Annotated in this window: 10 protein-coding genes; 3 read left to right on the forward strand and 7 right to left on the reverse strand. The window is 54.5% G+C overall.

Going from position 1 to position 12520, the window contains the following annotated elements; all coding sequences use genetic code 11:
* Positions 1 to 23: 23 nt before the first annotated feature.
* Positions 24 to 2231, reverse strand: a complete 2208-nt coding sequence (locus tag MNU25_RS00570) for an acetoacetate--CoA ligase (RefSeq protein ID WP_240983294.1) — start codon at positions 2229 to 2231, stop codon at positions 24 to 26.
* Between the two features lie 163 nt (positions 2232 to 2394).
* On the opposite strand from MNU25_RS00570, the gene MNU25_RS00575 reads away from it, so the two are divergent.
* The 3 genes from MNU25_RS00575 to MNU25_RS00585 all read left to right on the forward strand — a co-directional run bounded on the left by MNU25_RS00575 (position 2395) and on the right by MNU25_RS00585 (position 5873).
* Positions 2395 to 3957, forward strand: coding sequence for an RsmB/NOP family class I SAM-dependent RNA methyltransferase (locus MNU25_RS00575; RefSeq protein WP_240983295.1), 1563 nt, complete (start codon positions 2395 to 2397; stop codon positions 3955 to 3957).
* Positions 3958 to 4144: 187 nt separating this feature from the next.
* On the forward strand, positions 4145 to 5035 hold the full coding sequence (locus MNU25_RS00580) for an Rpn family recombination-promoting nuclease/putative transposase (RefSeq protein WP_240983296.1): 891 nt from the start codon (positions 4145 to 4147) through the stop codon (positions 5033 to 5035).
* Positions 5036 to 5294: 259 nt separating this feature from the next.
* Positions 5295 to 5873 (forward strand): Uma2 family endonuclease, encoded by a 579-nt coding sequence (locus tag MNU25_RS00585; RefSeq protein ID WP_240983297.1) that lies wholly within the window; start codon positions 5295 to 5297, stop codon positions 5871 to 5873.
* Between the two features lie 16 nt (positions 5874 to 5889).
* Here MNU25_RS00585 and MNU25_RS00590 read toward each other — a convergent pair whose 3' ends face one another.
* From MNU25_RS00590 to MNU25_RS00615, 6 genes are all read right to left on the reverse strand, one after another.
* Positions 5890 to 7143, reverse strand: coding sequence for an HD-GYP domain-containing protein (locus tag MNU25_RS00590; protein WP_240986678.1), 1254 nt, complete (start codon positions 7141 to 7143; stop codon positions 5890 to 5892).
* Between the two features lie 243 nt (positions 7144 to 7386).
* The gene (locus MNU25_RS00595; RefSeq protein ID WP_240983298.1) at positions 7387 to 8643 is read right to left on the reverse strand and encodes a globin-coupled sensor protein; all 1257 of its coding nucleotides are present in this window, start codon (positions 8641 to 8643) and stop codon (positions 7387 to 7389) included.
* Between the two features lie 315 nt (positions 8644 to 8958).
* Complete coding sequence (locus tag MNU25_RS00600; RefSeq protein WP_240983299.1) at positions 8959 to 9516, reverse strand: Fe-S-containing hydro-lyase; 558 nt, start codon at positions 9514 to 9516, stop codon at positions 8959 to 8961.
* Positions 9516 to 10373, reverse strand: coding sequence for a fumarate hydratase (locus tag MNU25_RS00605; protein ID WP_240983300.1), 858 nt, complete (start codon positions 10371 to 10373; stop codon positions 9516 to 9518). Before MNU25_RS00605 ends, MNU25_RS00600 begins: the two co-directional genes overlap by 1 nt.
* Positions 10374 to 10529: 156 nt before the next feature.
* The gene (locus MNU25_RS00610; RefSeq protein WP_372503688.1) at positions 10530 to 11480 is read right to left on the reverse strand and encodes an acyl-CoA dehydratase activase; all 951 of its coding nucleotides are present in this window, start codon (positions 11478 to 11480) and stop codon (positions 10530 to 10532) included.
* Positions 11481 to 11510: 30 nt separating this feature from the next.
* Positions 11511 to 12518 carry a 2-hydroxyacyl-CoA dehydratase family protein gene (locus MNU25_RS00615; protein WP_240983301.1) on the reverse strand — a complete coding sequence of 336 codons (1008 nt, stop codon included), beginning with the start codon at positions 12516 to 12518 and terminating at the stop codon, positions 11511 to 11513.
* Positions 12519 to 12520: the final 2 nt, after the last annotated feature.

Here is a 12520-nt window from a genome sequence, read left to right on the forward strand (position 1 = left end):
TCGCAAATTCCTTGACCGAATGCTTACTCCATTTGCAATTCCGGCAGATCCCGATACAATTCCAGTGCTTCCGGATTCCCTAACGCCTCCCGGTTCAGCACCGGCTCGTTGTGGATGATATTGTAGACCGCCAGCTCCACTTTTTTACCGTTCATGGTATAAGGAATATCCGCGATTTGCAGGATCTTGGCCGGGACGTGCCGGGGTGTGGTATTTTCCCGGATAACCCTCTTGATTTTTTCTTTAAGGGCCTCAGTCAGATGCGCTTCGGGTTCCGCCAGTTTAACAAACAGGATGACCCTAATATCGTTGTCCCACTTTTGCCCGATCACCAAACTGTCCAGAACCTCAGGCAAACTCTCCACCGGCCGATAGATCTCCGCGGTTCCGATTCTCACCCCGCCGGGATTCAATGTTGCATCCGAACGCCCATAGACAATCACGCCGCCGGAATCTGTGATCTCGATGAAATCCCCATGGCGCCAGACGCCCGGATAGACGCCGAAGTACGCTTTCTCATACCTCCTCCTTTCCGGATCATTCCAGAAATAGATCGGCTGAGCGGGGAAAGGCGCACTGCAGACCAATTCCCCTTTCTGTTCCAGCAGCGGTTTCCCCTCGGGATCATAACTCTCGACCTTCATCCCCAAACCGCGGCACTGTACTTCGCCGGCAATCACCGGCCCCGTAGGATTGCCCAGACCGAAACAGGAAACCAAATCCGTTCCCCCGGTGATGGAAGAGAGACAGAGATCCTGTTTTATCTCCCGGTAAACATAGCGGAATCCTTCCACCGGTAAGGGTGAGCCGGTGGATAAGATCATTCTCAGAGTGCTTAGGTCATAGCGGGTACCCGGCTTAACCCCGGCGTTTTCCAAGGAGGCTAAGTATTTGGCGCTCGTACCGAACACGGTAATCCCCTCATCTTGCACAAGCTGCCAGAGCACCCCCGGATCCGGATAGAACGGTGAACCGTCATACAAGACCAGCGTCGCCCCCACCCCCAGGCCGCCGACCAGCCAATTCCACATCATCCAGCTGCAGGTGGTAAAATAGAAAAAAACATCCTCCCGCCGCAAATCCGTGTGCAGCAGATGTTCCTTGCGGTGCTGAAGCAGCAACCCCCCGGCCCCGTGCACGATCCCCTTCGGCACGCCGGTCGTCCCCGAAGAGTACATGATGTAGACCGGATGGGCAAAGGGAAGCTGCGCAAACTCGATTCTGTCAATGCTTTCCGGACTCTGTTCATCCTCCGTACCCTGCGTAGTGCCTATAGTCTCTCTTCTCAGAGTACGGTTTTCATGCTCCGTACTTTCAGCACTGTTCGTACCTTTTACCTCTTCTGCCTTCTTCACGCTTCCCCAGTTCTTCACGTTCTCTGCGCCCCAAGTCCCCTCCGGGTCTGAACTCCCTCCTCTCTTCCCACGTTCTGCGCTTTCCGTACCCGCTGTATTTTCCCGACGCTTCACGCCGCCTTCCGCGAGGAAATCCGCATAAAACAACGCCTTCGGTATCTCCGCTAAAGCAGAGTTTACTTTAGAGTCTCTAAGATAAGGAACAATGATAACCTGTTCGATACTGGGAATCGCTTTGAGAAGCTCCTGCACTTTCCCCAAGGAATCATGTTCTTTCCCATTGTAATAATAGCCGTTGGCACTAAAGAGAACCTTAGGCTGAATCTGGCCGAAACGATCCAGCACCCCTTTGATGCCAAAATCCGGTGAACAGGAAGACCAGACCGCTCCGATACTGGTCGCGGCCAGCATGGCCACCACGGTCTCCATGAGATTAGGCATAAATCCGGCCACGCGATCCCCCACCGTCACCCCTATCCGGCGCAGAGCCCGGCTCAGCCTCGCTACCTCATGATAGAGTTCCGCATAGCTCTTACGCACTGCCTCAGTGGCTTCTCCTTTGAAGATGAGCGCAGTATGGTCATCACGAAAGCGCAGGAGGTTCTCCGCAAAGTTCAGGGTTGCTCCTGTAAACCAACGGGCATTCAACATGTCCTCTCCGTTCGTTAAGACCTCCTCATACGGTTGGGAAGCGATAAGACCCCCGAATTCCCACATGGCGGCCCAGAAAGAGGGTATCTCCGTGATGGACCACTGATACAACTCATCATAGTTCTTGAGGGCCAGAGCGAATTTAACATTGACGAATTCACGGAAACGCGTCATGTTCGCCTTCTTCACCCGCTCCCCTGATGGCTGCCACAATATCTCTTTCATTCCTCAACCCCCTCAGTTTGGTACTAAGAATTCAACTGTTGTAAAAATTCAGTTATCGCTCCCTGGTGCTCCACTCCCTGTGTCTCCCCCGGCTCCGTGTGTGACACAAATTGATCTGGTATAATAACACGCAAGAACCGGAACCACCAAAGGAGTTCAAAAAATGACCACTTTTATTTTACCACAATCTTTCCTGGAGCGCATGTCGGCTTTGCTGGGCGCGGAGTATCCCGCTTTTGCCGCCTCCTACGAATCCCCCCGCACCAACGGACTTCGGATCAATACCCTGAAACTCACTTCCGAGGCTTTTCTGCAGCGCGGACTCTTCACCCTTGACCCCATCCCTTGGGTGAAAGACGGCTTTTACTATGACTACACCGAGCAGCTGGGGCAGCATCCTTACCACACGGCGGGGGTTTACTACCTGCAGGAGCCTTCGGCCATGGCTGCCGTCACCTATCTGGACCCCCGACCCGGTGAACGGATCCTGGACTTGGCCGCCGCACCCGGCGGGAAATCCACGCAGATCGCTTCTTTACTGCAGCAAAGAGGGCTCCTCTGGGCCAATGAAATCAACCCTTCGCGCGCCCGGGTCCTGGCTCTGAACCTAGACCGCTGGGGATCTTGCAACACGATCGTTTCCAATGAATCTCCTCAGCATTTGGCGGAACGTCTGCCCGGATATTTCGACCGTTTGCTCCTTGACGCACCCTGTTCGGGGGAAGGAATGTTCCGCAAAGACCCCTCCGCCGTGCGCGAATGGTCTCCTGAGAGTGTCCGGGCCTGCGCTCAACGCCAAACTCTGATCCTGGAGTCGGCCGCCCGTTTGCTCAAGCCCGGAGGGCGCTTGGTTTATTCCACTTGCACCTTCTCTCCCGCTGAAAACGAACAGACTATCCTCAACTTCCTGGCCAAGCATCCGGAATTCTCCCCCTTGGAACTATCTGATCCGGCACCCGATTTTATCCATTCCCCTCAGCTGCCCGGAGCGGTTCGCCTCTATCCCCATCGTCTCCGGGGAGAAGGACACTTTGTCGCTGTCCTGCGCAAAGAAGCCTCTGTGAGCACCTCTCGGCGCGATAGCCGTTCTGAAGATGCTTCCCGGTGCCAGCGACGCTCTGAGAATATCTCCTTGGGACGCCCACACTCCACTGAATTCGCTGTTCGTGGGTCACGCCGTACGCGCTTCGACGAGTTTCCCCAAGTGTCAGATCAGAAGAAACCTGGCAATTTACCCCGTACGTCGACCCGCACGCAATCCCGCGCCGGATCTGCGCTTTCCGGTCAGGAAGCATTTTTCTCCTTTGCCGGGGCCATCTTCCCTCACGATCTCTCTGCCATCTTATCGCTTCTTCCCGGTGCATCCAACCCAAGCTCTTACCTCCACTTCGGCAGCCACCTCTACTTAAACCCCGCCCCGGAGGTCTCCCTGGAGGGACTGCATATCGTCCGGCCCGGACTCCATCTGGGCGAAGTGAAACCCGGCCGTTTTCAGCCGGGTCAAGCGCTCGCTCATACGCTGAGCCCTCAAGACGTTTCCTGTTATCTATCCCTGTCGCCGTCCGATCCGCGCCTTCGGCTGTACCTGCGTGGAGAGTCGTGGACAGAACCCGGCCCGGACGGCTGGATGCTCGTTGGGGTCGATGAGTTCCCCCTGGGCTGGGCCAAGAAAGTTGCCGGACAAATCAAAAACCACTACCCCAAAGAACTTCGAACGAATCATTAAGCTTATCTGGCCCCTCTGCAAGAGGGGATACCCCGTAATCTGCCGAATGGCCCGGTAGAGTGGGCGCAGAAAATACCCATCACGTGCTGATTGCTCTCTACAGCCTACCCGCGCTATACTATACTTAGGCTTGAGAAGCATTTAACTTTGAACTTAGAAAAACATTTAGATGGAGGCGGCGTAACCCATGAAAAAACTTGTACGCTTTGATTGGGCGATGAAATATATACTGCGGAACAAGGCAAACTTCGATGTATTGGAAGCTTTTTTGTCCAACTTGCTGAAAGAAAATATCACAGTCAAAGGTATCCTCGAAAGCGAAAGCAACCGGGAGCAGGAAAACCGGAAATTCAACCGGGTTGATTTAAAATGTATTGACTCCCAAGGAAGGCAAATTATCATTGAGATACAGAACCAGCGCGAAGTGGATTACCTGCAAAGAATGCTATGGGGAACATCCAAGGCCGTAGTGGAAAGCATAGAGCTTGGCAGTAATTATAGCGAAGTGGTGAAGATCATCTCCATCAGCATCCTCTACCATACCATGCGTTTAGATGAAAAGGAAAATACCGATTTCATTTATTATGGTACCACAGAGATGGTGGGACTCCACACCAAAAAACCGCTTGCCTTGCATGGAACATCGCCGCTGGGAGTGGACCAACCCAGCATAACCCGCAAAAACGTCTTCCCGGAGTATTACATGATCTATGTCGAGAAATTTGAAGACATGATCAATGAGGACATAGACGAGTGGGTCTATTTCTTCAAACACGGGGCGATCCGGGATGACTTTAAATCCCCGGGGATTCTACTGGCAGCCAAAAAACTGGGCTACCTGATGATGGATGAAAAAGAGAGACGTGCCTATGATGACTACCTGGCTTACCTGGGCTATGAGATGGGCTTGCTGGATACAGCGAAAACAGACGGTAGAGCGGAAGGTAGAGCGGAAGGCATGATTGAGGTTGCCGGAGAAATGATCAAGATGGGAATGACGGCAGAACAAATACAACAAGCAACTAAGCTTCCATTGACTGCCATTGAGGAATTGGCCAAGGATACAAACGGGTTCTGACAAAGGTATTTTTGTGGCGACACCTCAGGCTGGGAGAAAAGGGAAACCGCCGGCGGGGTGGAGGCCTGAGTACGTGGTCTGAAAAGATTACGGTTTGGGGTATGAACCTGCATACTTGATCGCCACTGAGGCCGCACCACAACGCCGAATGTACATAAGCACCTAGATTTGACGTGCAGATGTCGAATATCCTATACTTTCCCTTAATTCCAGATATGGTATAATATCTGCAAGGAGTTGTTTTAAGGGAGGAGAAAGCATGTCCTTACCGCAAGAGCAAGGAAAATACTCTTACGCCGACTATCTCACCTGGCCGGAAGGCCAACGATGGGAGATTATTGACGGCATCGCCTGCATGCAGGCTGCACCCTCTCCCAGGCACCAAGAAATACTTATGGAATTGTCCAAGCAAATCGCAGTCTATTTAACCGGAAAACCTTGCAAAGTCTATCCGGCCCCTTTCTCGGTGCGATTAGCGGAAAACGGCGAAGAAAAAAACGAGGACATAAAAAAAGTCGTTGAACCGGACATTACCGTGGTCTGTGACAAAACTAAAATTGATGCCTTAGGCTGTCACGGCGCTCCCGATCTGATTGTGGAAATTCTGTCACCCTCCTCCGTGAAAATGGACAGGCTGATCAAATTCAATACATATGAAAAAGCCGGAGTCAAGGAATATTGGCTCGTTGAACCCGAGGGAAAGCTTGTCACAGTCTTTATCCTTCAGGAGGACCTCAGATATGGCCGGCCGGAAATATATACGGACGATGACACCGTAAAAGTATCTATTTTTTCGGATCTCTCCATCGATCTAAAACCCGTATTTGAGAGTGTCTAAAGGCCTCGCTTAAGCCTTAGGTCAAAACTTTGGCCGCGCGTTCCATCAGATCACTATCCAAACTCTTGCCCGCGCCCTTCCGCATGAGCTCAAAAGCTTCACCCGGCGTCAGTGCCTTGCGGTAGGGCCGGTCTTCCGTCAGTGCCGTAAATATGTCCGCTATGGTCATGAGACGGCTGCCTGCGGATAGTTCCCCCGCCCCCAAGGCAAAGGGATAACCCGTGCCGTCCAAGCGCTCGTGATGATAAGCCGCCCACTGAACCAGCCGATTCGGGAACCCTGCCTCGCTCAACAGTCTGTACGTATAATAGGTATGAGTTCGTATCACAGCGATCTCGGCCGGATCCAAAAATCCTTGCTTATCCAGTATCTTTCTCGGCACGGCCAACTTGCCCAAATCGTGTAAAAGCCCCGCCACTTTCATCTCATAGCAAGCCTCATCCCCCCAGCCCAATCCCCGCGCCAGCTGCAGAGCGGTTTCTGCCACTGCCTGCGAATGCCTGGAAGTAAATTCGCTCTTTTGATCGATCAGGTCGGCAAACGTTAGCGCCAAGTAATCGGTAAAGCCGGTTTCCAGCTTAGCGCCGGCGGCAAGCTCACTCCCGGGGAAAAGCACACCCAAACAAATTTGCAGCAGATCAGGCTGCTCCAGGTCCAACCAGAATGCTTCCCTCTCGGCCAGTCTCAAGAAAGCTGTCGCCGCCTCAGGATATAACTGGCTTCCGGAAGCGCTCTGAACCCAGCGGATTACATCCTCCCGTTCTCGGCCCGTAAGCACCCCTCGCTTCAGGCGCACATCAACTCTGTCGGCCAAAGCCAGAATTCTTGCCGCTAAAGGAACTTGTTCGGCGGCTGCACCCAAGGCTCCCCACGCGGGGTCAGGAGCCTCATGATGAAAACGGACCGCCGGAGCTAAACTCTCCCCCGCAGGAAAACGTCCGACCAACCTTTCCCCCAAGAGGCAATGTTCAACCATGAGACGGGGGTCCCCGTGATAACGGCGAAAACCGCCCACCGCTCCGATGTCGTGCAAAAGCCCGGCCACTGTCACGTGCGTCAGGGCTTTCCGCGTCAAACCGAGTTCACGGCCCAAACCAAGCGCCATATAACCCACGCGCTCACCGTGGCGTTTCCCAATCGGCAGTAGAAAGCCACGCCCAATCTCTTCATCCACAAGCGCCAAATCCAAAGCCCTAGAAAAAGCCCAAAGTCGTCGAACCTGAAAAGCCTCTTCACTCGTATTCTCAAGGCCCCTATTCTCAGTATCCATATTCACACAATTTGCCTGGCGAAATCCATATCCCCAGAACCCATATCCTCATAATTCTTACCTTCAGAACTCATATCACGCCAGAACTCATACTCTCCGAACCCATATCCTCAGAACTCATACCCTGCGAACTCTTGCCCTCGGAACTCATATCCTCAGAACCTATACCCTCAGAACTCTTGCCATCGCAACCCATATCTTATCTTATCTTATCTCAGAATTCATGTTCTCAGATTCCATACCTCAGTACTGTTCCGTCTCAAAACCCATTTGGGCGAGGGCAGTCGCCGAAGCGGCCACATCTTCCGAAGCGGAGCCTATCTGACCGGCCGTCACCGTCAAGGCGTCAATCTGCTCGGCAATCTCACGCACCTGCTGGATGCTGGAATTGATCGCCGACATAATCTCGCCGAAACCTGCCACCACTTCTCCCGCCTCTTGCGCGGCGGCCTGCATCGCCTGCGTGGTCTCACGAATAGCCTGGTTGACCGCTAAGGTATTTTGCTTGGTCAATGTGATCATGGAACTGATTTCGCGCACCGATTGTTCGGAGTGATTGGCCAGCTTTTTCACTTCTTCCGCTACCACCCCGAAACCGCGCCCGCTGTCTCCCGCCCGCGCGGCTTCGATGGCCGCATTGAGAGCAAGCAGATTCGTTTGCGAAGCGATCTCTTTGATCACATCCGTGATGGAGGCGATCCGGGCCGAACTCTCGTCCAACTGAGTCATTTTCTCCCGCGTCTGCCCCGTCATTTCCGCCAGCTCCAACATCCGCTCCGAAATGCCCTGAATCTTGGCTGCTCCTTCTTTCGCCAGAGTATCCACTTTCTTGGAAAACTGCGCGGCTTCCGCCGCGTTGTTCGAGATCAGACCGGTGGCCTCATGCATCTGGGCCGCCGAAGCCGCCGTTTCCTCGGAAGAAGCCGCCAACGTCTGGCTGGCATCGTTAACCCGCTGCTGCAGAAGGGATATTTTGGCCAAGGCCGCTTCCAACTCACTTTTTTTGTCGATCTCCGACATATAGGATTGGATATAGCTGGCCATCACCACCTGCTGATCAAAACTGCGAATCCTGCTCAAAGCCGCGCTCACCTGCAGAGCTTTCTCTTTTTTTCTGCGATAAAACCGGAAAATGCGCGGCTCTATTTCGTCAAACAAAACCTGATAGGCTCCCAAGTAGTAAAACGAGGGTAAATCGGTCCGCTTATGCACTTGTCCGATCGTCACGCGCCAGGCCATAAACTCCTCGTCTATCCGTTCCGGGAAGAGCGAAAGCAGATATTTCTTCATCGTCACCCGTAATCGCTCCACCGAAGAAAACCGGTCAATAATCGCCTTCAGACCAGGAACCGTCGTAATGTGGGCATAAAAGTTGCGCACGATCTCATCCGCTTCCTGCTCCATCAAAGGTCGGATCTCACGCACCAAGGCCAGTTCGCTTTCATTCAGCCGCAGTAATTGCAGGGATTCTTTCAAATCAAATTCTTTCAACTCCGGCACCCCAAGCCCCCCTCATCAGCTTCACTTTACCCCGTTCGCATCCGGTGCCCCCTGTGGCACCCGGTATGCGCGAGCGACTTCTTAACAAGGTAGAACATTCGTGTTCGCCGGACATAATTCCTGCTATTTATCGACTTCAAGCGACTTTTTCTCGCAGTACGAATTCTACCGAACCAACGCGTCCCAAGGCAAGGCTGCTCCCTCAATTGATGCCCCCAGCCACTACGACAAAAGGCGGTTCCGAGATAACGGAACCGCCCTTGCCCGCCGGCAGCTCACACTCGACAGCTGTCCGGCAAAGATGTTAAACCGGTCTTAGGCCCTCCGGTACTGCGCTTTGCCGGTCTCATAAAGGTTGTTTCCCTCACTGTCAATAATCACCATGGCCGGGAAATCCTTCACAATCAAGCGCCTCACTGCCTCCGGACCCAGCTCCGGATAAGCGATGACCTCCGCGGCCACGATGCATTTGGCGATGAGTGCCCCGGCCCCGCCAATCGCGCCGAAATAAACGGCTCCATGTTTCTTCATCGCCTCAATAACCTCTGCCGAACGCAGCCCCTTGCCGATCATTCCCGTCAAACCAAGAGCCAGGAGGGTGGGAGAGTAAGCATCCATCCGGCCGCTCGTCGTCGGTCCGGCGGAGCCGATCACCTGACCCGGCTTAGCCGGAGTGGGCCCGACAAAATAAATTATTTGATCCTTTACGTCAAAAGGCAAAGCCTCACCCCGGGACAATGCCTCCACCATTTTCTTGTGGGCGGCATCCCTGGCCGTATAAACCACTCCGTTGATCAAAACATTGTCACCGGCTTTCAGGCCCGCTACCATTTCGTGCGTCAACGGGGTTTCAATCCGCTTAATTTCAGCCATTACGCTTCCCTCCCTTCCAGAGTGACCCCTTTATGCCGCGTCGAGTGGCAGCCGATATTGACGGCCATCGGCATTCCGGCAATATGAGTGGGGTAGACCTCTAAGTTCACAGCCAAAGCCGTCGTCGTCCCACCGAAACCCTGAGGGCCGATGCCCAGTTTATTGATCCGTTCGAGCAACTCTGCCTCAATCTTGGCCAACCGCTCCTCCGGATGATGCTCTCCGACCGGACGCAAAAGCGCTTTTTTGGCCAGGAGGGCCGCTTTCTCCATCGTGCCTCCGACACCGACCCCGACGATGATCGGCGGGCAGGGATTGCCTCCGGCTTTATCCACCGTATCCACCACGAACTGCAAAACCCCTTCCAAACCGTCCGAAGGCTTGCCCATCTTGAGGGCGCTCATGTTCTCGCTCCCCGCACCCTTCGGCGCAACCACCAGGCGGATTCTGTCCCCGGCGACAATATTATAATGGATAACAGCCGGAGTATTGTCTCCGGTGTTGACCCGGTCAAAGGGGTCTTTGACCACGGATTTGCGCAGATAGCCTTTTTCATAGCCGCGCCGCACCCCTTCATTCAGCGCATCCGTCAGAGCACCTCCGACGACATGGAGATCCTGCCCCACCTCGACAAATACGACCGTCATCCCGGTGTCCTGGCACATGGGTACCCGTTCATCATGCGCCACTTGAGCATTTTCGATCAGGCGATCCAAGACTTCCTTCCCCAGTGGGGACGCTTCACTCTCCCGGGCCCGCCGGAAACTGGCCATGATGTCCTCGCCGAGATCATAGTTAGCTTCAAGACAGAGCTGCTCCAGGGCCTCAACAATGCGATCCACATGAATCTCTTTCACGCTTTTTTCCCTCCCGTGTTCGTAGTTCGATATCCGCAGTTCGATACCTGTACCTCGGTACTTATACTCTGCCGGCTCTGATCCGTGCCCCCTTCGCTGTCCCGGGACCGGCGTCCGCGGTTCCCTCCCCGCTTCAACCTGCCGGAGATCGCAGCCTCAGACTTCGGGGTAAAGACAACAACCGATGGCTCCGTTAAATTGAGGCTCCGCCGGCACGGTCACTTCCCTGCCGGACCCGTCGGCCAAGAGCTTGCGCACCGCCTGATTATAAGCGACCCCGCCGGTGAAAACCAACTTTTCACCCGGAAAGGAACGGAGTAAAGGAAGAATGCGCCTGACGATCGTGGCGTTGACTCCGGCGGCCAGTTTGCAAAGCGGCCGGCCCTCGACGATCTTGCCGATGAGTTCACTTTCGCCGAAAACGGCGCAGGTGGAATTGAGTTCCACCGGATCTTCTGCATGCCGGCCCAACTCCTCCAGACTCATGCCGAGGACATGGGCCATATTTTCCAGATAACGGCCGGAAGAAGCCGCGCACTTGTCATTCGTTTGAAAATCCACCATCTTGCCTTTACGCACCTGGATAATTTTGCTGTCCTGGCCGCCCAAATCCACCAGGGTGAAATCCCTCAGCCCACTTTGATACATCGCCCCTAGGACGTGTGCTTTTAACTCCGGTATCGCCTCCCCGCCGGCCAATTCCAAAGTGTTACGCCCATAGCCGGTCGACACCAAGGTCTGGACCGATTCCAGGCCCAGGCGGGCAAAATCCACGCTGAGCTTGTCCCCTTCTTTGCGCCCGTAATTCCGGTAAAAAGCGATGGTGTCAACGCGCTCGAGACGCAAAATCCGGCCCAATCCTTCTCCTATTCCCCGCTCGGCCAGGGCAATCTTGACACTCCGACTGCCCAGGTCGACCCCGCAAATCAATTCCGCCAGAGCAATCACCCCCGCAACTTTTATACACCCCCGCCGCAGCCGGGGAAAACAACTTTCAGCCCCCGCGCCAATGCCCTGCGCACCCATGGGCGCAGGGGCCGGAATCATACGACCGCTAACCCAAGTCAGCCCTGCGCTGCGGCTAAGCCGGCGGAATTCACGCGCCAAGGAACCCTCTGCAACCCGGTGAAGCCGCAATTACTCCCTCAGCATGTCCAAAAAGGATTCCAGGCGCATCTTGCTCCTGGCGTCAAGGCCCGTCGGATTCTCCCCTTCCAGACTGAGAACCGGGTAAGGCAGCTTCCTGCGGATGATCAGATCCTCAATCTGGCGATAGCAAAAACTCTGGGTATAGTGAACAATTCCGTCCAGGTCCCGCCTTTCCGCCTCTCTCAGGATATCTGCCAGCCGCTCGAAAACGGAATACGGATAAGTGTAGAGGCGATACTGTTCCACGATGTCCCGGGTGGCAAAAGGCATCGTAAACTGCCGTTGCACTTCGTTGTAGACGACTCTGGCTCCCCGGCTTGCCAGAAAATCGTACAAATCCGTAAAAATCGGCGGCACACCGACGAAGCCCAGCCTGATCTCCTTTTTGCCCCGCAGCCGGCCCTCGCGCCCCGGCTGCGGCTCCCTGCGGCGCGCTTCGGCGATGAATTTTTCCATCTCGGCGCCAAATCCCTCGGGATCCCCGTTAAAATCCGAACAGGAAACCTGGAACAGATGGTTTTCCAGGCCGCTCACCTTGTTTTCCTGCCAGGTTAAGCGGTCGATTTCCCAAGCTGAAGCCCGGAGTAGATCTAATCGCTCCTTTTCCCGTCGGACGGCCTCCCACGAGGTCCCCAGGGCCTCGATTAGTTTCTCGATCTGCAGGCGCAGCATGTCTTGGTCCCGATCGTAGGGAAAAGCAAAAGGCAAAATCTGCAGACCCTCCAGAGCCCAGGTTTCCATCAAGGCGTGCGTGTTGCTGCAATCCCCTTGGGTAACGGCGATAATCCTGCGGATATCGGGATGGTGGAGAGCCGTCGAATAAAGTCCTTTGATCCAGCCGCAGACACTGCGCGGATAGCCGGCCAATTCCGCCTCCTCCACCCGCTTCATGGCATCCAGGCCGGTAATAAAGATGTTATTTAAGTCAACAGGAGTCTCCCCCGCCGCATAGATGACTTCCATGGGGACCGTCGTGGTCAGGCCAATCTTACCCATGA

Source organism: Acididesulfobacillus acetoxydans, from assembly GCF_902729405.1.
In the GTDB taxonomy this organism is placed as follows: Bacteria; Bacillota; Desulfitobacteriia; order Desulfitobacteriales; family Desulfitobacteriaceae; genus Acididesulfobacillus; species Acididesulfobacillus acetoxydans.